24 protein-coding genes are annotated in these 23,462 nt (G+C 32.2%); 3 read left to right on the top strand and 21 right to left on the bottom strand.

Annotated features, from left to right (window positions below):
• From ACY191_RS08860 to ACY191_RS08850, 3 genes are all read right to left on the bottom strand, one after another.
• The gene (locus ACY191_RS08860) at positions 1 to 996 is read right to left on the bottom strand and encodes a LacI family DNA-binding transcriptional regulator (RefSeq protein WP_229367230.1); all 996 of its coding nucleotides are present in this window, start codon (positions 994 to 996) and stop codon (positions 1 to 3) included.
• 301 nt (positions 997 to 1,297) lie between these two features.
• Positions 1,298 to 2,707 carry an NADP-dependent phosphogluconate dehydrogenase gene (gene gndA, locus ACY191_RS08855; protein ID WP_229367231.1) on the bottom strand — a complete coding sequence of 470 codons (1,410 nt, stop codon included), beginning with the start codon at positions 2,705 to 2,707 and terminating at the stop codon, positions 1,298 to 1,300.
• 82 nt (positions 2,708 to 2,789) lie between these two features.
• Entirely contained in the window at positions 2,790 to 3,920 is a 1,131-nt protein-coding gene (locus ACY191_RS08850; protein WP_229367232.1) for a M20/M25/M40 family metallo-hydrolase, read from the bottom strand.
• A gap of 213 nt (positions 3,921 to 4,133) precedes the next feature.
• Here ACY191_RS08850 and prli42 point away from each other — a divergent pair, with 213 nt between their 5' ends.
• Complete coding sequence (prli42, locus tag ACY191_RS08845; RefSeq protein ID WP_157946403.1) at positions 4,134 to 4,232, top strand: stressosome-associated protein Prli42; 99 nt, start codon at positions 4,134 to 4,136, stop codon at positions 4,230 to 4,232.
• 287 nt (positions 4,233 to 4,519) lie between these two features.
• Here prli42 and ACY191_RS08840 read toward each other — a convergent pair whose 3' ends face one another.
• The 18 genes from ACY191_RS08840 to ACY191_RS08755 form a co-directional block, all read right to left on the bottom strand.
• The gene (locus tag ACY191_RS08840) at positions 4,520 to 5,512 is read right to left on the bottom strand and encodes an aromatic acid exporter family protein (RefSeq protein ID WP_229367233.1); all 993 of its coding nucleotides are present in this window, start codon (positions 5,510 to 5,512) and stop codon (positions 4,520 to 4,522) included.
• A gap of 10 nt (positions 5,513 to 5,522) precedes the next feature.
• Entirely contained in the window at positions 5,523 to 5,960 is a 438-nt protein-coding gene (gene brxB / locus ACY191_RS08835) for a bacilliredoxin BrxB (RefSeq protein WP_042738614.1), read from the bottom strand.
• A 339-nt stretch (positions 5,961 to 6,299) separates the two neighbouring features.
• Complete coding sequence (locus tag ACY191_RS08830; protein ID WP_229367234.1) at positions 6,300 to 7,580, bottom strand: dihydrolipoamide acetyltransferase family protein; 1,281 nt, start codon at positions 7,578 to 7,580, stop codon at positions 6,300 to 6,302.
• 12 nt (positions 7,581 to 7,592) lie between these two features.
• Positions 7,593 to 8,576, bottom strand: coding sequence for an alpha-ketoacid dehydrogenase subunit beta (locus ACY191_RS08825; RefSeq protein ID WP_229367235.1), 984 nt, complete (start codon positions 8,574 to 8,576; stop codon positions 7,593 to 7,595).
• On the bottom strand, positions 8,569 to 9,567 hold the full coding sequence (locus tag ACY191_RS08820) for a thiamine pyrophosphate-dependent dehydrogenase E1 component subunit alpha (protein WP_107527621.1): 999 nt from the start codon (positions 9,565 to 9,567) through the stop codon (positions 8,569 to 8,571). Before ACY191_RS08820 ends, ACY191_RS08825 begins: the two co-directional genes overlap by 8 nt.
• A 16-nt stretch (positions 9,568 to 9,583) precedes the next feature.
• Complete coding sequence (gene lpdA, locus ACY191_RS08815) at positions 9,584 to 11,005, bottom strand: dihydrolipoyl dehydrogenase (RefSeq protein WP_042738610.1); 1,422 nt, start codon at positions 11,003 to 11,005, stop codon at positions 9,584 to 9,586.
• A gap of 573 nt (positions 11,006 to 11,578) precedes the next feature.
• Positions 11,579 to 12,475, bottom strand: coding sequence for a phosphate acyltransferase (locus tag ACY191_RS08810; protein WP_232138630.1), 897 nt, complete (start codon positions 12,473 to 12,475; stop codon positions 11,579 to 11,581).
• A gap of 60 nt (positions 12,476 to 12,535) precedes the next feature.
• Positions 12,536 to 14,218, bottom strand: a complete 1,683-nt coding sequence (gene recN, locus ACY191_RS08805; protein ID WP_042738608.1) for a DNA repair protein RecN — start codon at positions 14,216 to 14,218, stop codon at positions 12,536 to 12,538.
• Positions 14,219 to 14,238: 20 nt separating this feature from the next.
• Positions 14,239 to 14,691, bottom strand: coding sequence for a transcriptional regulator AhrC/ArgR (gene ahrC, locus ACY191_RS08800; RefSeq protein WP_042738607.1), 453 nt, complete (start codon positions 14,689 to 14,691; stop codon positions 14,239 to 14,241).
• A 516-nt stretch (positions 14,692 to 15,207) separates the two neighbouring features.
• Positions 15,208 to 16,086, bottom strand: a complete 879-nt coding sequence (locus ACY191_RS08795; protein WP_229367237.1) for a polyprenyl synthetase family protein — start codon at positions 16,084 to 16,086, stop codon at positions 15,208 to 15,210.
• Entirely contained in the window at positions 16,067 to 16,297 is a 231-nt protein-coding gene (locus tag ACY191_RS08790; protein WP_042738605.1) for an exodeoxyribonuclease VII small subunit, read from the bottom strand. The genes ACY191_RS08795 and ACY191_RS08790 overlap by 20 nt, the downstream gene beginning before the upstream one ends.
• Positions 16,290 to 17,627 carry an exodeoxyribonuclease VII large subunit gene (xseA, locus tag ACY191_RS08785; protein ID WP_107513289.1) on the bottom strand — a complete coding sequence of 446 codons (1,338 nt, stop codon included), beginning with the start codon at positions 17,625 to 17,627 and terminating at the stop codon, positions 16,290 to 16,292. The genes ACY191_RS08790 and xseA overlap by 8 nt, the downstream gene beginning before the upstream one ends.
• 14 nt (positions 17,628 to 17,641) lie before the next feature.
• A complete protein-coding gene (gene nusB, locus ACY191_RS08780) occupies positions 17,642 to 18,028 on the bottom strand; it encodes a transcription antitermination factor NusB (RefSeq protein ID WP_042738603.1) in 387 nt (128 codons plus the stop codon).
• Between the two features lie 124 nt (positions 18,029 to 18,152).
• Complete coding sequence (locus ACY191_RS08775; protein WP_042738602.1) at positions 18,153 to 18,515, bottom strand: Asp23/Gls24 family envelope stress response protein; 363 nt, start codon at positions 18,513 to 18,515, stop codon at positions 18,153 to 18,155.
• A 16-nt stretch (positions 18,516 to 18,531) separates the two neighbouring features.
• Entirely contained in the window at positions 18,532 to 19,890 is a 1,359-nt protein-coding gene (gene accC, locus ACY191_RS08770; protein WP_042738601.1) for an acetyl-CoA carboxylase biotin carboxylase subunit, read from the bottom strand.
• Positions 19,890 to 20,363, bottom strand: coding sequence for an acetyl-CoA carboxylase biotin carboxyl carrier protein (gene accB / locus ACY191_RS08765; RefSeq protein WP_042738600.1), 474 nt, complete (start codon positions 20,361 to 20,363; stop codon positions 19,890 to 19,892). Before accB ends, accC begins: the two co-directional genes overlap by 1 nt.
• Before the next feature lie 330 nt (positions 20,364 to 20,693).
• The gene (efp, locus tag ACY191_RS08760; RefSeq protein ID WP_042738599.1) at positions 20,694 to 21,251 is read right to left on the bottom strand and encodes an elongation factor P; all 558 of its coding nucleotides are present in this window, start codon (positions 21,249 to 21,251) and stop codon (positions 20,694 to 20,696) included.
• Between the two features lie 28 nt (positions 21,252 to 21,279).
• Positions 21,280 to 22,338: a M24 family metallopeptidase gene (locus ACY191_RS08755; RefSeq protein ID WP_463270003.1), complete on the bottom strand. Its 1,059-nt coding sequence runs from the start codon at positions 22,336 to 22,338 to the stop codon at positions 21,280 to 21,282.
• Between the two features lie 104 nt (positions 22,339 to 22,442).
• Here ACY191_RS08755 and ACY191_RS08750 point away from each other — a divergent pair, with 104 nt between their 5' ends.
• Complete coding sequence (locus tag ACY191_RS08750) at positions 22,443 to 23,024, top strand: hypothetical protein (RefSeq protein WP_042738597.1); 582 nt, start codon at positions 22,443 to 22,445, stop codon at positions 23,022 to 23,024.
• A 27-nt stretch (positions 23,025 to 23,051) separates the two neighbouring features.
• The gene (locus ACY191_RS08745; protein ID WP_042738596.1) at positions 23,052 to 23,270 is read left to right on the top strand and encodes an SA1362 family protein; all 219 of its coding nucleotides are present in this window, start codon (positions 23,052 to 23,054) and stop codon (positions 23,268 to 23,270) included.
• Positions 23,271 to 23,462: the final 192 nt, after the last annotated feature.

Below are 23,462 nucleotides of genomic sequence, written 5' to 3'. Positions count from 1 at the left end.
TTAGTTTGTTGAATAACGTTGTACAATTCGTGTAGGTATTATATTTTGACATTGATAACGATTAACGTTTTCTAGCTTGTTCGTTAACAGCCGTACCGCTGTTTGCCCTAATTGTTCTGGGAGGACGTCAACAGCTGTTTGTGGCGGAGATGCATAGGCATTTAGAAATGAATCATTAAATGTTGCTGTTTTAATATCTTCTGGTATACGTATATTTAATTCATATAAAACACTAATAATCATCATATTGAGCATAGTATCAGTAGTAATGATTGCAGTGAATTCATGCATTTTAAAAAGTTCGATTAAACTTAATTTAATTGCAGTTCGATCCAAGTCTATTATATGAACATGAGGTGTTAAATGTTCATGAAACATAACTTGACGATATCCTTTTATACGATCCTTAAAGACCTCATAATCACTTTGTTCAGTTAAAAGTAAAATCTTGTCATTTCCTTTATTAACCAAATACTGTGTTAAATCTTCAGCTGCAGCAATATTATCATTATCGACATATAAAGTTTTTTCACTTGATAATGGCTTTCCTATTATTACATAAGGACATTGTTTATCAATTAATAATTGTTCAATTACATCATTTTTTCTTGAATATAATAAGATAAAGCCTTCAATATATTGTGACTGTATTAAACGCTGGACTTCTATCATTAATTCCTGCTCAGTTGTACTTGTAGTCACTATTGTTAAATAAGCGTGATTATCACTATAACGATGTATACCGGTTAGTACATCGAGTAAAAATGGGTTCTGTTTAATTGAATCACCACCACTTTTTTGTATAATACCAATGGTTTTAGAACGCTTTGTAACTAAAGAGCGTGCCATTTGATTAGGAACATAATTTAATGCTCTCATACAATCATGCACTTTTTGAGTAGTTTCCTTACTTATACGAGTATTACCTTTGATAACCCTAGACACTGTTGAAGGTGAAACATTAGCCATTATAGCCACATCTTTGATTGTTGCCATCACAACACTCCTATCCCCAATTAAAACGCTTACATGTATAATCTTATTTTATTGTATTTATGTGAACAATGTCAAAAGATTTGTGCAAACGTTTGCGCAATGACATGAAATTTTATAACTGATTTTGTATATTATTAATTGATTATTTCCATTTAAAATAATTAAAACGCCAATCCCTATTAGCTTTAAATAGGAATTGGCGTTTATTTATTCATACCGCAAAGTTATTAATGAATACAATTATTCAATTACTTTATTATGTTCTATAATAACATCGCAGTATATTAAATTAATAAAGTGCTTATTCTTCAATCCATTGTGTATGGAACACACCTTCAATGTCTTTACGTTCGTAAGTGTGCGCACCGAAGTAGTCACGTTGTGCTTGGATTAAATTTGCTGGTAAATCTTCAGAGCGGTAACTATCATAATAGTTAATACTAGCTGAGAAACCAGGTGTTGGTACACCATTTTGTACACCTGTAGCAACTACGTCACGTAATGCTGATTGATAATTTGTAACAATATCCTTGAAGTATGGATCTAATAATAAGTTACGTAATGATTCATCATTATCATAAGCATCTTTAATTTTTTGTAAGAATTGTGCACGGATGATACAACCTTCTCTCCAAATCATAGCTAAGTCGCCTAATTTAAGGTTCCATTCATTATCATCACTTGCTTTTCTCATTTGTGCAAATCCTTGTGCATATGAACAAATCTTACTCATATATAAAGCTTTACGGATTTTTTCTAAGAATTCTTCTTTGTCACCATCAAATTGAGAAGCTGGACCATTTAATTGTTTAGATGCATTAACTCGTTCTTCTTTAATTGAAGAAATGAAGCGAGCAAATACAGATTCCGTAATAATTGTTAATGGAATACCTAAATCTAAAGCGTTAATTGAAGTCCATTTACCTGTACCTTTTTGGCCAGCAGTATCTAAAATCTTTTCAACAAGAGGACCGTCACCTTTATCATCTAATTTACCAAAGATGTCACCAGTAATTTCTATTAAATAACTAGAAAGTTCTCCAGCATTCCAATCTTTAAATGTTTTAGCGATTTCTTCGTGTGACATACCAAGTAAATCTTTCATCATAGCATAACTTTCAGCGATTAATTGCATATCTGCATATTCGATACCATTATGTACCATTTTCACATAATGACCTGCACCGTTTGGTCCAATGTATGCAACACATGAAGCGCCATCTTTGGCTTTTGCTGAAATTGCTTCTAAAATATCGCTAACCTTATCAAATGCTTCCTTTTGACCGCCTGGCATTAATGAAGGTCCAGTTAAGGCACCGACTTCTCCACCAGATACGCCCATTCCGATAAAGTTTACGCCACTTTCTGCAAGTGCTGTATTACGACGGATAGTATCTTGATAATTTGTGTTACCACCATCGATTAAGATATCATCATTATCTAATAATGGTAATAAACTGTCGATTGTCTTGTCAGTTGCAGGACCAGCTTTAACCATTAATAAAATTTTACGGGGTTTTTCTAATGAATTTACAAATTCTTCAATTGAATATGTTGGGTGAATGTTCTTGCCTTCAGATTCTTTAACCATCTCGTCTGTCTTTTCAGAAGAACGGTTATATACTGCAACATTATAACCACGAGATTCAATATTCCAAGCAAGGTTCTTACCCATTACTGCTAAACCTACTACACCAATTTGTTGTGCCATTTTACTTACCTCTCTTTTACAAAGTTTTCTAGTTCATTGTATCATAAAGCATATATAATAATCACTAAATCAGTTTTCAGATTTATTTGTTATTTGTAACTATTTCTATAATTTTTAATATTTGCTGGCTCAATTGATTTAATGAAGTTATTGGCATACGTTCTGATGTTGTGTGTATATTTTCATATCCAACGCCTAATATCACAGTAGGTATACCTAAACCATTAATAATATTCCCGTCAGAGCCACCGCCTGCAATGATTGTATCTGCAGCTAATCCTAATTGAATTGCACTTTCTTTAGCAATCTCTGTTACTTTAGCATCTTCAGCTACTTTAAATCCTGGATAACTTTTTGTAATCTCTATATCAGCATTTGTACCATAACGTTTAACGGTATTTTCAACTACTGATTTCATATGCTCAATTTGTTGTGCAATGCGTTCATCTGAATGAGAACGTGCCTCTGCTTTTAATGTAACTTTATCGGCAACAATATTTGTAGCAGAGCCACCTTCAAATCGACCAATATTAGCTGTTGTTACTTCATCTATTCTACCTAATTTCATGTCACTTACTGCCTTAGCAGCAATGTTAATTGCACTTATTCCTTTGTCAGGTACACTAGCATGCGCAGTTTTTCCATAAATCGTCGCATCAAATTTCATTTGTGTTGGAGCACCTACAACTGTAGTTCCAACAGGTGCACTGGCATCCACTGCGTATCCAAAATTTGAATCTAATAAATCTGCAGGCAATGCTTTAGCTCCTTCTAATCCAATTTCCTCTCCCACAGTGATTACAAATTGAAGTTGTCCATGAGGTAGCTTATTTTCATGAATAACAGCTAGTGCTTCTAAAATTGCAGCTAATCCTGCTTTATCATCTGCTCCAAGAATGGTAGTACCATCTGAATAGATATAGCCATCATCTTTTATTTGAGGATTAATGTCTATACCTGGGACTACAGTATCCATATGACTTGTAAAGTACACCTTATCAATTTCTTTATTGTCGATTGTGCTTGGTAGTGTACAAATCAGATTATTTGCGCCTAAGTTTTGATTTTGACTCGCTTGATCTTCAACGACTGATAAACCTAGTGCTTCAAACTTACCTTTTAATTGAGCTTGAATATGCCCTTCATTACCACTTTCAGAATTAGTCTGAACAAGTTGTAAAAATGTATCTAATAATCTTTGTTCGTTAACCATAAATATCCCCTACCTGTCATTTAATACATTTTTTATGTATGTTAATAATTTATATAGTTAAGTGTAACGAATTATTTCGGTTTGCAAAACAAATATGATTGTTTGTATCATTTTCGGTTTTGAAAAGTGCATATAATATAGTTGTTAAGTATTGTAGAATTTCGTATATTTGGATAAAATATGAGTTAATACAATATATTTGGAGGAATTATAGTGAGTAACAATAAAGTGTTAAGAGTTATTATTATTGTGATGCTAATTGCTGTTGTGCTTGCATTAATATTAACTAGTGTCGTACCATTAGTAAATTAATCATTAGCGTTATCTGTTTTATATATTTATTATTATTAAAGCCATAAATAATACAGCCTTTATAAACTGTGCTATTTATGGTTTTTGTTTTCTTCATTTTTGATGATAAATCATAAAGTAATATATCAAATCATAAATTTTAAAGATAACAAGTTCGCAGTTATACAAAAATCAGCACGATAAAAAGCCTCCATAAGCGTATTTATTCATAGAGATCGCTGTTGTGGAGGCTTTTTAATGTAACAATAATAATTTGTAATTTATTTATAGTTATGAAATTTAATTATTTAGTTAGTGACAGTGTTCGTACCATTGTGGTATTTTAACGAACCAAACTGCGATTTTACAACTAAGTATTCCTCTAATTCATTTAATAATTGTAATAAACTAGCGCGCGTTCTAAACATTTCTCTAGATGTAGGTAAATCCAACTGATTTAACTCTATCCTAATCTCATAAAGTGAATGTAAACGTAATGCCGTATAATCATTACTATTCACATTGTGCGCAACTTCAGCTAAGAGTTGTGATAATTGATCCAGTAAGCAATCTTTCATTTCAATACTTTCAATCATTAATGCAATTCTACGCATTAAATCTAATTGTTCTTCTCGCATATCGAAATAGTGATAGTAGGAATTTTCATTTCTGACAAAATGATTTTTAACGTCTCTAAAGGCGATTGATTTTGCTTTTTGTATCGTTAATTGTAAATTATCAAACGGGATATTTAATGTTTGATTAGGTACTTTACACTTTTCACTAAATGTTTCAAAAATTTGAGTGTATTGATCTTCGATTTGCTTTTTGAAATGCTTTAACGTACCATCCAGACTTGGCATGATTAAATTCATTAAGAAGGCAATTCCTAAACCTACAATAAGTAACAGAATTTCGTTAACAAATAAATGCACATCAATTGTTTTGGCATTAAAAACATGTAATAAAATGACACAACTTGTCACAACACCCTCTTGGACTTTAAATACCACAGTCAAAGGAATAAATAATAATACAATTAAACCTAATACTACTGCATTTTGTCCTAACAAACTAAATATGACTGAACCAAGAATTAGAATCATAAAACAAGATACAAAACGGGACACGATTGCTTGAAGCGAATGAACCTTCGTATGTTTAATACATAAGACTACTAATATAGCACTTGAAGCAAAATTATCAAGCCCAATTAGTTTAGCAATTATTATACCAAGTGCCATCCCAATCGCTGTCTTAATCGTTCTAAATCCGATTCTATATGGATTTAAACGTGACATGAATATTCCTCTATTTCTCTTCGCAATAAGTATCGAATAAAGATTGTAATTGGTTGATTACGTCCATTACTTCATGACCTTCAATTTGATGACGTTCTACCATTTTAGTGATTTTGCCATCTTTAATAAGTGCGAATGAAGGACTTGATGGAGCATAACCTTCAAAATAATCTCTCGCTTGTTGTGTAGCTTCTTTATCTTGACCTGCAAATACTGTAACCAAGCGATCAGGTAAATTATCATAATGTAGTGCATGTGCTGCTGCTGGTCTAGCAATGCCACCTGCACATCCACACACTGAGTTCACCATTACTAATGTTGTACCATCTTGTTGTAGTACACTATCTACCTCTTCAGCAGTTGTTAATTGTTCATAACCTGCTGCCTCAATTTCATTTCTTGCTTGATTAACAACATCTGTCATATATAAATCAAAATTTAAATCCATTTTTAACGTCACCTTTCATTTCAAATTAAGTACTTATATTCTACATATATATCTATTATACTTCAACAGCTGTGTTTATAGTATTTTAAAAATTGAATATTTTATAACTTTAGTGAATTTTGCTATAATCTTCGCAATTGAAATAACTTGATATCGAAAATTTTGTGTTACTTAATTTCACATCACTAAATATTGCAATTAAATATTTAATGGACTCAATTTTATAAATAACAAAAACACTTTCGAAAATTTATCGAAAGTGTTTTTGTTTAATGTGTATTTATTAATCATGAATATACTTCACTACTTTAAATGTATAACACTCATATTACATACACTCTAGTAAATACTAGTATGCTCAATAGAATATTGCTCTATACGTGATTTAACAAAGTTCATAAATCTACCAGCTTGTAATCCGTCTAAAATACGGTGGTCTATTGAGATACAAAGGTTAACCATATTTCGTATTGCAATCATATCATCAATAACAACAGGCTTTTTAATAACAGATTCGATTTGTAAAATTGCAGCTTGAGGATGATTAATAATACCCATAGATGAAACTGAACCAAATGTACCTGTATTGTTTACTGTAAATGTGCCACCTTGCATATCTTCAGAACGTAATTTTTTATTTCTGGCTCTTTGAGCTAAGTCGTTTATTTCTCTGGCTATACCTTTGATTGATTTTTCATCTGCATTTTTAATTACTGGAACATATAATTTATCTTCATCTGCCACAGCAATTGAAATATTAATATCTTTATGCATTATAATTTCAGAATCTTGCCAGCTACTATTTAATAACGGATAAGCTTTAAGCCCTTCGGCAACAGCTTTCACAAAAAATGCAAAGAATGTCAGGTTGTATCCTTCACTCTCTTTAAAACTGTTCTTATGATAGTTTCTAGTTTTCACTAAATTGGTAGCGTCTGCTTCAACCATCATCCATGCATGAGGAATTTCATTGACACTGTTGACCATATTTTGAGCAATTTGTTTCCTTACGCCGTTCACAGGAATTGAAGAACCTGGTGAAGGTTCATTGTATTTTGCCTGTTGAATGACTTTTGGCGAATCTTTAGGTGCAATTACTGTTTCTTGTTTATTACCTACACCTTCTTTAATTGCTTTTTGAATATCCTTTTTAGTCACTCGACCTTCGAAACCTGTACCGACAACTTGTGATAAATCGATTTGATTTTCCGAAGCAAGTTTAAAGACAACTGGTGAATAACGCCCGTTATTTTTCGGTTGTTCTTCATTCGAAGTATCTCTTTCTTGATGTTCTTGTCTATTAACGGGTGTTTCTGATTCTGTAGATGAACTAGAGTCAGGGACAGTTTCTGTAGCTGTCGTGTCTACTGATGTATGTTCGGAGTCATCATCAGTTGTTAATATACAAATTGTTTCATCTACTTGAACTGTCGTGCCTTCTTCTACTAAGATTTCTTTAATTGTTCCGGAATAAGAAGATGGTACCTCTGCTGTAACTTTATCAGTTATGACTTCACAAAGTGGATCATATTCTTCTACAGTATCACCTACAGAAACAAGCCATTGTTCAATTGTTCCTTCATGTACACTTTCACCCAGTTTAGGCATTTTTATTTCCATGATTGTGCCTCCTTAAAATTCTGCAAGTTCACGCATTTTTGTTTTTATTTTATCTGGATTAATCATAAACTCATCTTCGAGTGTTGGTGCGAATGGCATTGAAGGTACATCTGGACCAGCAAGTCGCATAATCGGTGCGTCTAAATCAAATAAGCAATTTTCTGAAATAATCGCAGCAACTTCTGAAATTACACTACCTTCTAAATTATCCTCTGTAACTAATAAAATTTTACCAGTTAGTTTTGCACGTTCAATAATTGTTTTTTTATCTAATGGGTAAACTGTACGCAAATCGACAACTTCTACATTAATTCCTTCTTCTTCTAACATATCAGCTGCTTGGATACAATAGTTTACACATAAACCGTAAGTGAACACTGTAATATCGTCACCCTGACGTTTAACATCTGCCTTACCGATAGGCACAGTGTAATATGATTCTGGTACTTCTTCTTTTAATAGTCGATAAGCTTTTTTATGTTCAAAGTAAAGTACTGGATCATTGCTTTCAATAGAAGCTAATAATAATCCTTTTGCATCATATGGTGTTGAAGGTATAACAACTGTTAAACCTGGTGTAGAAGCAAATATAGATTCAACACTTTGAGAGTGATATAATGCACCGTGAATTCCACCGCCAAATGGTGAACGTATCGTGATAGGACAATGGAAGTCGTTATTTGAGCGATAACGCATTTTAGCGGCTTCACTCATAATTTGATTCGTTGCTGGTAAAATATATTCGGCAAATTGAATTTCAGCAACTGGTCGTTTTCCAAGCATTGATGCACCAATACTTGTACCTACTATATTTGATTCAGCTAAAGGTGTATCAAGCACACGTGCTTCGCCATACTTTGCTTGTAAACCTAAAGTGACTCCGAAAACGCCACCTTTTTTACCGACATCTTCTCCTAATACAAATACATCTTTATCTCTTTCCATCGCTTGATCTAAACCTTGATGAATCGCTTCTAGATATGATAATTTAGCCATTATTTAAGCTCCCTTCTTCATAAACATGTGTATATGTCTCTTCTGGCGATGGATAAGGTGCTTTTTCTGCTTCTTTTGTTGCTTTATTTACAATTTCTTTATGTTCTTTTTCGATTTCATCTAACCAGTTGTTGTCGATAATGCCTTCTTCGAGTAAGAATTCCTTAAATTTGATATTACAATCTAAAGATTTAAGTTCATCTCGTTCCTCTTTTGAACGGTATTTATCATCATCATCAGAAGAATGTGCTGTTAGACGTGTACACATGGCTTCAATCAATGTTGAACCACCACCGTTTAAACCACGTTCACGTGCTTCTTTCATTGCTTTATACATTGCAATAGGATCATTGCCATCTACTGTTTCACCATGCATACCATACCCAATTGCACGATCTGATAATTTTTCGGCACCATATTGTAATGAATCTGGTACAGAAATAGCATATTTATTATTTTCAATAACACAAATAAAAGGTAATTTGTGAACACCAGCAAAGTTTAAGCCTTCGTGGAAATCACCTTGGTTAGAACTACCTTCGCCTACAGTTGTCATTGCAATATTTGATTTGCCATCCATTTTTAGGGATAATGCCGCCCCAACAGCATGGATAATCTGCGTACCAACAGGTGAACTTTGTGATAGAATACCTTTTTCTCTTTTACTAAAATGAGAAGGCATTTGTTTACCACCAGAACTGATATCATCCTTTTTACCAAAAGCAGCTAACATAGACTCTAAAGGTGTCATTCCTAAATATGTTACTAATGCTAAATCCCTATAGTAAGGTGAAGAAATATCCCCTTCTTGCATGGCATATGCCATCCCTATTTGAGCTGCTTCTTGTCCTTGGCAACTAATAACGAATGGTATCTTACCAGCACGATTTAATAGCCACATACGTTCATCTATTTTACGTCCTAAATCCATCCATTTGTACATCGTTTGTAGGTCTGTTTTATCTAAACCTACTGATTTATAGTCAAACATGCTATTTCCTCCTTAATTAAACGTGAATCGATCTGTTTTCAACCTTCAAGCCTAGTTCCATTAACACTTCTGAAAGTGACGGATGTGCATGTGTTGTTAAACCTAGTTCTAATGTTGATCCATTCATAAACTGGAACAATGATACTTCATTTATTAATTCAGTAACATGTGGTCCAATCATATTTAAACCTATTACGGTATCATTATCTTGATCGATTACTACTTCGCAAAAGCCATTTTGATTGTTTGTGTCCTCAATTACGGCTTTTCCAATTGCTTTAAATGGCACTTTATAAGTACGGGCCTTAATATTTTGCGCTTTTGCTTCATCTAAATGCATGCCTATACTTGCTATTTCTGGTTGGGTGTAAACGCATTTTGGCATAGTCATATAATCAACGGGAAGTGGTTGTTGTTCAAACATATGATCAATAGCTGTTATACCTTCTTTGGACCCAACGTGTGCCAATTGTAGTTTGCCGATACAATCACCAGCCGCATAGATATGGCTATCTTCAGTTTGTTGGAAGTCATTTACTAAAATATGGTTACTTTCAGATAGCTTGATTTTAGTATTATTTAATCCAATATCATCTGTATTCGGTTTTCGACCTATAGATACCAATAACTTATCATATGTATATGTCTTGTCATTAATAGTAATATCTATATGATTATCCATGACCTTAACATCATTCTCTGTTAAATGTGTATTTTCAAAGAACTGAACACCTCTAGCTGTTAGTTCCTTTTTCAATGATTTAGCGATATGCTTAGACTCCGTTGGAAGGATACGCTCACCTGCTTCAATTACAGTTACTTCTACATTGAAATCAGTCATCATCGATGCAAACTCCAATCCAATCACGCCACCACCAATGATTGCTAACTTATTAGGTAATTGTTCAAGTTTTAATATATCATCACTTGAAAGTACTACTTCATGATCAAATGGTAGGAATGGTAATGAGACTGGTGTTGACCCAGTACAGATTAATACATTTTTATTAGGAATTAGCTCTGATTCTCCATCTTCAAATTCTACTGAAATCGTACCACTTTGTGGTGAAAAGATAGATGGGCCTAAGATGCGTCCTATACCATTAAATACATCGATGTTATTATACTTCATCAAATGATTTACACCGTTAAACATTTGATTTACTACCTCAGCTTTACGCTCTTGAATGCGTGAAAAATTCAACTTAAAATCATCAACATCAACACCATATTCACTTGCATGTGTAATAGTGTGCATCACTTCGGCTGATTTTAATAATGCTTTAGTAGGTATACACCCCTTGTGTAAGCATGTACCACCCAAAAGTGCCTGTTCAACAAGTGCAACTTTCTTACCTAATTGTGAAGCTCTAATTGCAGATACATAACCAGCTGTACCTCCGCCTAGTATAACTACATCATATTGTTGTTCTGACATATTTTAACTCCTAACTATATGTTTTCGCCGTTAATATGTGCATTAAAATAATGACATACCATTTAGCGAATCATTATACGACATTAAACCTCTAATATATTTAGCGAATTTTCTATCTTTCTGTGTGAGTTTATGTGGTCATATATTTTGATGTGCCAATTAATATAACTTTCATAGTTCAAATGAATTTTGAAGTATGAAAGTTATTTTAAAAAGAACATATAAACGATATATAATTTCTCATCACGAACATAAAATTATTTCCTTTATATTAAGAAGGTTAATGCCAATCGCTGATTTTTATAACCTGCTACTAATTTATATTATAAAAAACCGCATTTTGAATTGCATCTATAAGATACTTATTTTATGGCCACTTAATACTTTACCATAGAATGTCCCAAAACATGAATAGTCAACATGTTACATAACAAAATTTCGGGTCAATAATTGACCATTTTAGCAAACATTATATTTGCTTCCTATTACAGTTTACATCAAATAAACTGTTTATAAAATTAAAAACCTATTCTGATATCTTTTAATTAAATTTACAAAGAGATAATAGTTCGTCTATGAATTAATTTTTAATGCTAATATCAGTGAGTCTATTTTACTTTGTTTGGATGCGGATCTTTCACTAAAAACAATTGGAAACTTCGCACCAATAATTAGACTTGCAATTCGTGCTTGACCAAATAATTTGAGCGCTTTATATAAAGGATCTCCAACATCCTTATTAGCGACTACAATAGCATCCACATCACCAGCAATTTCAGATTTAAGATTATTTTTTATAACACTTTCCATATCTGTAGCATTTTCAAATGTTAGTGGTCCTTCAATTAATAAATCATTGTTGCCAATGCGTTCAAAGGTGAGTTTTATTTTTTCGGCTTCGGTAGCAGAAAAAATTTTTTTATTCGGATTATTAACAGAAGATAATAATGCTAGTTTTAGTTGTTTATAACCAATTGCCTGTGCAAAATTTTGCAAGTTTTTAATTATTTGCTTCTTTTCTTCAACCGTAGGCGCAACATTAAAATACACATCGCTCATCATTAGATGTTTATGATAATGTGGCAAATCTAAACATACTACATGATTTAAATAACCATAGTTTTCCATAAATTGTCGATTGCTTAAAATAAATGAAAACATCTTGCTATCTTCAATATTGCCTTTCATTAACACTGTAACTTTGCCTTGGGCCAAATCATTCGAACAAGTGTTGTACAATGCTTGTTCTGAATCGAATTGATAAATATGAACTCTATTGATCAGTGTACTATCAATGTTGTATGACCGAATTAACTCTGTAGGATCTTCAATATCATATAAATAAAGTTCTATATCTGTTTGTTCTAACACTGTTAATAATACAGAGATTATTTTTTCATCATTAGCAAATAAAACTGCTACCTTGCCGTTTAATGTTTGGTTCGGCTCAACTAAATGTTTGTATTGCATTACATCAACGCCCTTCTATTATTAATCGCACGATTTAATACAATTTTTAACAATAATAAATTATTGCTTTGTAGCATGATTTTGTTCGATCATTTCCTTAGCATTTTGACGTGTAAGTTCTGTAACACTAGCACCTGAAATCATACGTGCAACTTCATCTACTCTTTCATCACCGGTTAGTTCTTTGACCTGAGTAGTCGTCCTATCGTCGTTTGAAGCTTTACTTATTAATAAGTGATAGTCACTCATTGTTGCAACTTGTGGTAAATGAGAGATACAAATAACTTGAATATGTTGAGCTAAATCTCTCATCTTTTCTGCCATTTTTTGAGCTGCTTGGCCAGAAACCCCTGAATCAACTTCATCAAATAATATTGCTGTTTGACCTCTACTCTTAACAAATATTGTCTTAAGTGCCAGCATGATTCTTGATAGTTCTCCACCCGAAGCAATTTTATTTAAACTTTTAAGAGGTTCTCCCTTATTAGGACTAATTAAAAATTCAACAAATTCAATACCTTCACGATTAGGTTTATCTAATGGCTTAAAGGAAATTTCTAAGTTAGCATCTTTCATTTGTAAATTTTGAATTTCATCAACGATATGGTTTCTTAGTTGTTGAGCCACTTTACGTCTTTCTTTAGATAATTGGCCTCCTAAATCCAATACACGTTGATATAATTCATTAATCTGTTCACGTAATTGTGAAGTGCTTTCTTCGTAGTTTTCTATTTTATTAATTTCTAATTCTAATTTCTCTTGATAAATGATTAATTCAGTAATATCTTTACCGTATTTGCGCTTTAAACTGTTTAATAAATTCATTCTAGATTCTAATTCGTTTAAGTATTGTTCATCAAATTCTGTGTTTGTTAATTCATCATAAATTTGGTGTTTAGCATCTTCAAGCGTATAGTAAAATTGATCTACTTCATCCTTTAATTTATCATATTTATCCGGTAAAATTTCCCCAATCGATTCTAATTGTGTACTTAATTCATATAATCGATCAGTTATTGCGTGTTCATCAGTTAGTGTTAGATGAGCATTATTTAAAGCAAGACTCAAATTTTCAGAGTTTTGGATACGTTTAATGTCTGTTTCAAGTTGTTCTACTTCGCCGTCTTTCAAATGTGCCTCTTTAATTTCATCTAGCTGAAATTTTAACAAATCTAACCTTTGTAGTAATGCTTGATCAGCTGTTTCTAATTCTTCAAGTTCCTTTTTCTTTGCTTGATATCGATCAAACGTATCAATATATTGTTGTAACAACTTCGCATAAGTATCTTCAGCATAATTATCTAAAAGTTGTAAGTGATATTTTTGTTTCAATAATGCTTGTGTTTCATGTTGTCCATGGATATCAAGCAATTCTTGCATTACTTTTCTCAAATCTTGTAATGTTACTGTTTGATTATTTATTCTACAAATACTTTTGCCTGAGCTAAATATTTCTCTTTTAACTAACAAAAAGTCCTCATCACTGTCGATTGACAACTCACTTAATAGAGTCAATGCTTCTTTACTATCGTCTATGTCAAAGATACCTTCAATAATGGCTTTCTTTTCACCATGTCTTACATAATCTGAAGAAGCACGCATACCAATAAGTTGTCCAATTGCATCAATTATAATTGATTTACCTGAACCTGTTTCTCCACTGAGAACAGTTAGCCCATCACCAAAATGAACCTCTAATTCATCAATAATTGCAAATTGTTTTATTGATAAAGTTTGTAGCATGTTTACTCACTTCCTTAAAATTATAGTAAATTAAAGATACGTGTCTTGATTGTTTCACCAGCTTCTTCATCTCTACATATAATTAAACATGTATCGTCACCACAAATTGTACCTAACACTTCATCCCAGTCAATTTGATCTAATATGGCACCAATTGATTGGGCGTTACCCGGTAATGTTTTTAACACTAATAAATTACCTGTTCCGTCAATATTCACAAATGAATCCATTAAATATCTGCCAAGCTTTTCTAACGGGTGATATTTTCTGTCATTTGGCAAACTATAAACATATTGACCTGTTGGCGTGGGGACTTTAATAAGTTGAAGTTCTTTGATATCTCTAGATACTGTCGCTTGAGTAACGTTGAGTTCGTATTCATTCAAGCGTCTTACTAATTCATCTTGAGTTTCTATTTTTTCATTAGATATGATTTCACGTATTTTAATATGTCTTACTGATTTTTTAGCCATAACTTACACCTCTGTAAACGAATATTTATACAACAAGTTTAACACATGCATAGAAATACGACTACTAAAGTTATTTAGTAATTTTACCCAATTAAACACCATAACCACGCTAAATTTGGACGAGATAATCATTGTGATTAAATGAATTTGATTGATTTAATTGTAATTGGATAGAATGAAATAAACTTTCATAATGAATAATTATAAAATTGTTTATAAGTTATTTATGCAAAATCAGAATATATGCGTCAATGAATTAAATAAAGAAAACGTCAACTTCAATTATGAGATAATAGAAGTTGACGTTTATGCTTTATAAATATATGTTCCCGCTCTTACCGAATTCAATTGATTGTTAATGACTTGTTGGAATTTAGACAATACCATTTTTAAATTTGCTCCAGTTATAACATACAAATATAATAACGAAAGATAATATTTTTGTATGTCCTAATAAATCTAATGTATTCACAAAGCGGTACTGTTTCAATTGTAAATTTGAGTGATTGCTTATAATTATGATTCTCTGTCGTTAAATAATTTTATTATGGCATCTAGTTGTGTTGTATCATAATTATCGGGTAAATTTGCTAAACAATCATAAGCAGCTTGCGTATGATAAGCTAATTTTTCTTCGGCACCCTCTTTACCTAACAATGATACATATGTACTTTTATCGTTAGCAAGATCACTGCCTACTTTTTTACCTAATTTAGTTTCATCACCATAAATATCGAGCAAATCATCTTTAATTTGGAACATTAAACCTAAGTGTTCACTATAAAGTTCTAAATTATTAGCTACATCTGAACTTGGATTTGCGATATCGACTGCTGCCATGACTGCAAACTTAAGTAATGCACCCGTTTTAGCATTATGAATTTGTTCCAAGGTTTCTAAATCAACTGGTGTACCCTCGCTTTGCATATCCAAAGTTTGGCCACCAACCATTCCAAGATGACCACTAGCATTAGAAAGACGTTGAATTAATTTAATCTTTGTTAAGTCAGTTAATGCTTGATCATTTGAAATAAGCTCGAAAGCCTTGGTTAACAGCGCATCACCAGATAATATTGCTTTCCACTCACCATATACTTTATGATTTGTAGGCTTTCCTCTACGATAATCATCATTATCCATTGCTGGAAGATCATCGTGAATTAAAGAGTATGTATGAATCATTTCCAGACCAATTGCTGATGATATCCCCTTCTTGTAATCGCCACTAAGCATTTCTAAAGTTAATAACAACACTACCGGTCTTATGCGTTTACCACCAGCATTTAATGAATATAGCATACTTTCTTCCAAGTTAGTGTTAAGAGCAGAATTTGGAATTGATTCTGAGAGTAATTGATTGATTTCAACTTGTAAATTATTCATCTTTGGATTCATTTTCAGCGACATCCTTTTCGTTAGACATTAAATCATTTACTTTTTGTTCAGCATTTTTCAATGTTTCATCACATTTAGCAGATAATGTCATACCTCTTTGATATAAACTTAAAGAATCTTCCAAAGAAACATTTTCATTATCAAGCTTTTGCACGATGCCTTCTAATTCAGTCATCATATCTTCAAAACTTTGATTATTTTCATTACTCATCTTTACACCTAACTTTCTTAACTTGTGCGTCCACTACGCCATCTTTCATAGTTAATTCAATATTATCACCAGCAGATAAATCTTGTGTGCTGGTGATAACACTATCATCTTTATTAACAATTGTATAACCGCGTAACATCGTATTTGTCGGACTTAAATTGTTTAAGCTTTCTAACTTTCTACCTAAATCATTCTTGAATGTCGTAAGTAGCGCATTAATTTGTTTATTTAATTTATCATGTTGTTGACTCAGCTTTTGTTGCTCACTTGTAATATGTTGTTTGAAATTTTTTAAATTAAGTCGATTAGCTAATAACTGTAGTGATTGAGATTCACGCTTTAGTTTTAAATCAATAATTAAATTCAGTTGTCTTTCAAGTTCATCACGTTTTTGGATTTGTTGATCATACAATAATGTTGGTGTTTTAAATTTATAATAAGATGAAACATGATCCAAATATTTTTGCTGTTGTTGAATATGTTGTTTAATATATCGTGTGAGTGAAAGCTTTGTTTGTGTTAAGTACTGACGTAATTCAAATTGATCAGGTGTAGCAATCACTGCCGCTTGTGTAGGTGTAGCAGCTCTAACATCCGCTACAAAATCACTCAGTGTAAAATCAGTTTCATGACCAACAGCTGAAATAATTGGTGTCTGACAATCAAAAATTGCTTTAACTACCGTTTCTTCATTAAAATTCCATAAGTCTTCGATAGATCCTCCACCACGGCCAATGATAATCGTATCCACACCCAATTGGTCCGCTTGTTGAATTTTATCTATGATGTCCTTTTCTGCTTGTGCACCTTGAACTAATGTATTTAATTGTATCTGTTCAACTAACGGATAACGACTATTGATCGTACTATGAATATCTCTGATTGCAGCGCCTGTACCAGCAGTCAGAACTGCAATTTTCTTAGGATATTTTGGAATGGGCTTTTTATATTCTTGATTAAAAAAGCCTTCTTTAGTAAGTTTTTTCTTTAATTGTTCTAATTTTTGATATAGGTTACCTACACCATCTAATTGCATTTTATTTACATAAATTTGATAATTTCCTCGCTTTTCAAAAACGGAAACCCTAGCTTCTATTAATACTTCGTCGCCCTCTTTCGGTTCAAAATCGAGCTTTGATGCATTCCCTTTAAACATCATTGCATTAATTAAACTATTGTTATCTTTAACATTAAAGTAAAGGTGCCCACTACTATGTTTTTTAAAGTTTGATAACTCTCCTTTAATTAACACAGATTGTAGGTGAGGATCTTGATCAAATTTATATTTGATATACTTAGTCAACGCAGTAATACTTAAATATTCAGCCATTTATATCACTCATTTTATTCAATATTGCTCAATACACCATTAATAAATTTATAATGTTCATCATCACTAAATTGTTTCGCTAGTTCGACCGCTTCATTGATGATAACTTTCTTTGGTGTTGAACTGTTAGATAGTTCAAATGTAGCCATTCTTAAAATAATTCTGTCTGTTTTAAGTAATCTTTCTAATTTCCAATCTTTTAAATGCGGTTGTATCTGTTGGTCCAATACACTTTCGTGATCTTTCACACCTGAAACTAACCAATTTATAAATTCAAATTCTAAATCGGGATTATCATCTTTGATAAAACTGATTGCCTCATCAATAGATAAATCAGTATTCATCATTTCAAGTTGAAATAGAGTTTGAAAGGCTTGTGTTCTTGATTCTTTTCGACTCATTTTAAACTCCTTCAAGCATCATTTTCTTAATATAAATTAGCAGAAAGTATGTATACTAATTTGAACATCATACATTCCGCTAATTTAACTATTGAGATTAACTGTGCTCTTGTTTTATTAAATTTTAATTTTCGGGTTCGATATTTGTAATATGAACATTGATTTGACTTGGTTCAATCGTTGTCATCGTTGTTAATGAGTTGAAGATTGCTTGTTGGATATGGCGAGCTGTTTCTGAAATATTCACGCCATAACTTAAGGCACAGTATACATCAATAAATATACCGTCTTCTCTAGCATCTACTTTTATCCCTTTATGCAGTTGCTTTTTACTCACTTGTTCAATATTAGTTTGTTTCAATTCTTTAAAGTGTCCACGAATCCCTTTCACTTCGGATGTAGCGATACTTGCTATAACAGTTAATACTTCTGGCGCAATTTCTATTCTACCCAAGTTGGAATGTGATGTTTCTGTTACCTTTACCATGTCACATACCTCCTAATTATTCAATTTCTTCATCCATAATATTATAAGTTTCTAAAAACTTAGTATTAAATTCTCCACTTCTAAAGATATCATTATTTAATAGGCGTATATGGAATGGAATTGTTGTATCTATCCCTAATACTAGGAATTCTCCTAATGAACGTAAACCTGCCATAATTGCTTCATCTCTAGTGGGTTCGTGCACAATAAGCTTAGCGACCATCGAATCATAATATGGAGGAATTGTATAATTAGTATAACATGCAGATTCAATTCTTACTCCGAATCCACCTGGTGCTAAATATTGAGTAATTTTCCCTGGTGATGGCATAAAGTTTTTATAAGGGTTTTCTGCATTGATTCTGAATTCTATAGCGTGCCCATTTATCTTAATATCTTTTTGTTTAAACGGTAATGGTTCGCCCATCGCTATTTTAAGTTGGAGTTTAACTAAATCTACACCTGTAACCATCTCAGTAACAGGGTGTTCAACTTGAATACGTGTGTTCATTTCCATAAAATAGAAATCATTTGTATTTAAATCATAGATAAATTCTATTGTACCGGCATTTTCATATTTAACTGCCTTAGCAGCTCTTACAGCTGCGTTACCCATTTCTTTTCTCTGTTCATCGGATAAGATTGGAGATGGTGCTTCTTCTACTAATTTTTGCATTCTACGTTGGATTGTACAGTCTCTTTCACCAAGATGAACGACATTACCAAAGCTATCACCTACGACTTGAATCTCAATATGTCTAAAGTTTTCAATGAACTTTTCTAAATATAGTCCGCCGTTACCAAATGCAGTCTCTGCCTCTTGTTGAGTCATTTTGAAGCCAGTTTCTAACTCTTTTTCATCACGAGCAACTCGAATGCCTTTACCGCCACCACCGGCAGTCGCTTTAATGATTACAGGGTATCCAATTTTGTTTGCAATTGATTTAGCGTCTTTAATATTTTCTACTAAACCTTCACTACCAGGAACAACCGGTACATCAGCACGTTTCATTTCTTCTTTCGCCACGTCTTTTATACCCATTTTTTGAATAGACTCATAGCTTGGTCCAATAAATTTCAATTGACAAGCTTCACATAGTTCAGCAAAGTCACCATTTTCAGCTAAAAAGCCATAACCAGGATGTATTGCATCACAACCTGTAGATGTTGCAATTGATAGTATGTTAGGAATATTTAAATAAGAATCTTTAGATTGTGTTGGCCCAACGCAATATGCTTCATCAGCAATTTGAGTATGTAATGCGTCTTTATCTCCTTCAGAATAAATAGCCACAGTTTGTAATCCTAAGTCATGACAAGCACGAATGATTCTTACTGCAATTTCTCCTCTATTTGCTATTAAAATCTTATTCATTATTTCACCTTAAATAACGGTTGGCCATACTCTACCATTTGACCGTCTTCGACTAGTATTTCAGCAATTTCTCCAGAAACTTCCGCTTGAATTTCATTGAATAATTTCATAGCTTCTAATATGCATACAGTAGTTTCGTTTGAAACTGAATCACCTACTTGGACATATGCACTTTCTTCTGGTGAAGGAGATTTATAGAATGTACCAACCATTGGTGCATTAATTGTTTTTAAATTGTCATCTGATGATGTTGCACTTGCATCTTCAGTATTAGTATTTGCTGTCGGTGCAGCAGCCACACTTTGTTGAGGTGCCACTTGTTGTACAGGTTGTTGACCTATTTGAGGAGTTATAATTTCAGTTTCTTTTTCTTTTTTTAAATTTACGACATTACCTTTGTCTTCGATATTAATTTCAGTCAAACTTGATTGATCAAGTATTTCAATCAATTCTTTTATTTCTTTAAAATTCATAAATACTGACTCCTTTAGATTGTTATCATTTACCTATTTTATTTTACTTTAGTGATTTCTTCAATTCAAGCATATACATACTTTCTATAATAAACAGAATATTATTCATAGCGCACTATTTATAACATTATGGGTTTATATTAAGTAAGCGTTAACGTTAATTATGTATGATGGTTAAAAAATAAAATTATAGCCTAGCTAATTTAAAAGAATAGAAGTGATGATTTTAATTTAATCTAAACATCAAAAACCTTTCCAAAACATTATGTATTGGAAAGGTTTGAATACATTCGTTATGAAATCAAATGTGTAACTATTTAGCAAGGCGTATTACGCTCTTGAGATATAACTACCATCACCTGTATTAATCACAAGTGTATCTCCTTCATTAACGAATAAAGGAACGTTTAAAGTATAACCTGTTTCAACAGTAGCAGATTTAGTAGCACCTGTTGCAGTATCACCTTTAATACCTGGTTCAGTTTCTGTTACTAACAGCTCAACAGTTTTTGGTAATTCAACACCAATTGTTTCGCCTTCATAACTTTGAATTTGAACTTCCATGTTAGCTTTTAAGAATTTCAATTCATATTCTAAGTAATCTGCTGATAATTCAGTTTGATCAAATGTTTGGTTATCCATAAATACATGTGAATCTCCATCAGCATACAAGTATTGCATGCGGCGGTTTTCAATCATAGCTTGTTCAACTTTTTCACCAGCTCTGAATGTTTTCTCTTGAATTGCGCCAGTTCTTAAATTTCTTAATTTAGAACGTACGAATGCTGATCCTTTTCCTGGTTTTACATGTTGGAAGTCAATAACTTTCCAAATACCATTATCTACTGAAATTGTTAAGCCTGTTTTAAAATCATTCACCGAAATCATTCAGTTTCCTCCTAAATTATAAGGTCTTCTATAAAATAATAAGGTTTTTTGTGGATTTAGTAAAGTATTCACAGCCATTTTCTGTAATTAAAATGTCATCTTCAATACGTACGCCACCTAATCCATCGATATAAATACCTGGCTCTATTGTAACACAGTTATTAGGTACTAATTCATTTTCAGATTTTCTTGATAAATTAGGGCCTTCATGAACATCTAAACCAATACCATGACCTAATGAATGACCAAAGGCATCACCATAACCGTGTTCAGTAATATAGTCACGTGCAATCGCATCAAGTGCTTTACCACTCATTCTAGGTTTCGCTGCTGCTACTGCTTTTAAGTTAGCGTCTAGCACGATTTGATATATTTCCTTTAATTTTGGATCAGGTTCACCAATCGCAAATGTACGAGTAATATCAGAAGCATATCCTTGATAATATGCACCAAAATCTAAAGTGATTAAATCTCCTTGTTCAATGACTTTTTCACTTGCTACACCATGAGGTAATGCGCCTCTATAACCAGAAGCTACGATTGTATCGAAGGAAGGACCTTCTGCTCCCAATGATAACATTTTACTTTCTAACTTAGCTTTAAGTTCTTGCTCTGTCATACCTGCTTTTGCTATTTCTAGAACATATTCATATGTCTGGTCTACTATTTCAGCAGCTTTTTGAATAATAGCAATTTCTGATTCGTCTTTAACTTCACGAATTTGCTCAACTAATCCTGAAATACTTATTAAGCTGATATATGATTTACTTAGTTGTAAATATGTATCATAACTTACTAAATCTCCTTCGAATCCAACGTTTTGAACATTTAATTGTTCTAATTGTTGCTTCACTTCGTCAATTAATGCACCTTGTTGCTTAATGATTGTGAAATCAGGTGCTTGTGAAGTAGCTTGTTCAATATATCTAAAATCTGTTATTAGTAATTGTTTGGATTCAGTTATGATTAATGCACCACTTGTCCCTGTAAAGCCTGATAAATAGCGTCTATTGTAATCTGATAGTATCACTACGGCTTCTAAATGTTTTTCTTTAAGTGACTGATTAAGTTTTGTTAATCTTGACATTTAAAATCCCCCTCATCAATTGATTTGTACATTTTCGTTATATACATTAAAATGATAGCATAATTAATATACAAATTTATAGTTTTTAAATTAGGAGTAGACGAATGAAGAAAAAAATTGTGGCAATCATAAGTGCAACATGTTTATTGGCTGGTTGTGGCAGTCAAAACTTAGGACCGTTAGAAGAAAAAACAACCAAACTAAGAGATGATAACCATAAATTGAAGAGCAATATTCAAGAGCTAAAGCAAAATATAAGTAAAGAAAATCAAAAAATTGCTTCATTAAATAAAGACAAGAAAAATATGAAACAAGCTAAAGAAAATAAGAAAAAAGCAACAAATTTAAAGGCCTCATCTACATATTATAAAAATGTTGCCAAACGTATCGATGATTACAATCAAATTGACGATGATGTTACAAAGAATAAAGGCAATAAGAACATTGAATCTAAATTAACGGATATAAATAACCAAATTGATAGTGCGTATAGTGATTATACAACACAGATTGATAAGGAAAGCATGAGCGATTCAGATAAATCAAAAGACAAAGATATTAAACGTTTAAATAAAGATTTAAGTAAGGCGATGACAGAAATTAGAGAAGGTTATACTACTAAAGACAAGAAGAAAATTGTAAAAGGCCAAAATTTACTTTCTTCTGTTTCTATTACAAGTAGTTAAGCAGTGAATTTATTGGGAGTGTTCAATTTGAAACAAGCATTATTTTATATAGTAATTGCAATTGCAATCATTGGTTTAGTACTAAATTTAGACGCATTTATATTTAGCTTTGTTAAAATGTTGGTTAGCATTGCAATTTTTGCTGGAATAGCATATCTTATTTATTATTTCTTTTTCTTAACAGAGGATCAAAGGAAATATAAACGAGCGCAAAGAAAATATAAAAAGCGTAATAGAAAGAAATAATCGAGTTAATTCCTAAACTAGAAATATAGTATATTAAAATTAAAGGTTTAATTGATAATATCATGTAACATTAATTAAAAGGTGCCCCGTGTAAAGTGATGTAACAATTATTTTATACGAGGCACCTTATTTTTATAACAATGGCAATTTCTAAGTAAACGATTTATTTGTATGTATACGAAACATAACTAT

The sequence above is a fragment of the Staphylococcus sp. TCBT05 genome (genome assembly GCF_055179755.1).
This window is presented reverse-complemented; position numbering and strand designations above follow the sequence as displayed.

What these genes read in the sequence shown, in the direction of transcription:
- ACY191_RS08860 (WP_229367230.1), bottom strand. Translation starts at nt 996, where the DNA reads ATGGCAACAATCAAAGATGTGGCTATAATGGCTAATGTTTCACCTTCA.
- gndA (WP_229367231.1), bottom strand. Translation starts at nt 2,707, where the DNA reads ATGGCACAACAAATTGGTGTAGTAGGTTTAGCAGTAATGGGTAAGAAC.
- ACY191_RS08850 (WP_229367232.1), bottom strand. Translation starts at nt 3,920, where the DNA reads ATGGTTAACGAACAAAGATTATTAGATACATTTTTACAACTTGTTCAG.
- ACY191_RS08840 (WP_229367233.1), bottom strand. Translation starts at nt 5,512, where the DNA reads ATGTCACGTTTAAATCCATATAGAATCGGATTTAGAACGATTAAGACA.
- brxB (WP_042738614.1), bottom strand. Translation starts at nt 5,960, where the DNA reads ATGGATTTAAATTTTGATTTATATATGACAGATGTTGTTAATCAAGCA.
- ACY191_RS08830 (WP_229367234.1), bottom strand. Translation starts at nt 7,580, where the DNA reads ATGGAAATAAAAATGCCTAAACTGGGTGAAAGTGTACATGAAGGAACA.
- ACY191_RS08825 (WP_229367235.1), bottom strand. Translation starts at nt 8,576, where the DNA reads ATGGCTAAATTATCATATCTAGAAGCGATTCATCAAGGTTTAGATCAA.
- ACY191_RS08820 (WP_107527621.1), bottom strand. Translation starts at nt 9,567, where the DNA reads ATGTTTGACTATAAATCAGTAGGTTTAGATAAAACAGACCTACAAACG.
- lpdA (WP_042738610.1), bottom strand. Translation starts at nt 11,005, where the DNA reads ATGTCAGAACAACAATATGATGTAGTTATACTAGGCGGAGGTACAGCT.
- ACY191_RS08810 (WP_232138630.1), bottom strand. Translation starts at nt 12,475, where the DNA reads ATGCAATACAAACATTTAGTTGAGCCGAACCAAACATTAAACGGCAAG.
- recN (WP_042738608.1), bottom strand. Translation starts at nt 14,218, where the DNA reads ATGCTACAAACTTTATCAATAAAACAATTTGCAATTATTGATGAATTA.
- ahrC (WP_042738607.1), bottom strand. Translation starts at nt 14,691, where the DNA reads ATGGCTAAAAAATCAGTAAGACATATTAAAATACGTGAAATCATATCT.
- ACY191_RS08795 (WP_229367237.1), bottom strand. Translation starts at nt 16,086, where the DNA reads ATGAATCCAAAGATGAATAATTTACAAGTTGAAATCAATCAATTACTC.
- ACY191_RS08790 (WP_042738605.1), bottom strand. Translation starts at nt 16,297, where the DNA reads ATGAGTAATGAAAATAATCAAAGTTTTGAAGATATGATGACTGAATTA.
- xseA (WP_107513289.1), bottom strand. Translation starts at nt 17,627, where the DNA reads ATGGCTGAATATTTAAGTATTACTGCGTTGACTAAGTATATCAAATAT.
- nusB (WP_042738603.1), bottom strand. Translation starts at nt 18,028, where the DNA reads ATGAGTCGAAAAGAATCAAGAACACAAGCCTTTCAAACTCTATTTCAA.
- ACY191_RS08775 (WP_042738602.1), bottom strand. Translation starts at nt 18,515, where the DNA reads ATGGTAAAGGTAACAGAAACATCACATTCCAACTTGGGTAGAATAGAA.
- accC (WP_042738601.1), bottom strand. Translation starts at nt 19,890, where the DNA reads ATGAATAAGATTTTAATAGCAAATAGAGGAGAAATTGCAGTAAGAATC.
- accB (WP_042738600.1), bottom strand. Translation starts at nt 20,363, where the DNA reads ATGAATTTTAAAGAAATAAAAGAATTGATTGAAATACTTGATCAATCA.
- efp (WP_042738599.1), bottom strand. Translation starts at nt 21,251, where the DNA reads ATGATTTCGGTGAATGATTTTAAAACAGGCTTAACAATTTCAGTAGAT.
- ACY191_RS08755 (WP_463270003.1), bottom strand. Translation starts at nt 22,338, where the DNA reads ATGTCAAGATTAACAAAACTTAATCAGTCACTTAAAGAAAAACATTTA.
- ACY191_RS08750 (WP_042738597.1), top strand. Translation starts at nt 22,443, where the DNA reads ATGAAGAAAAAAATTGTGGCAATCATAAGTGCAACATGTTTATTGGCT.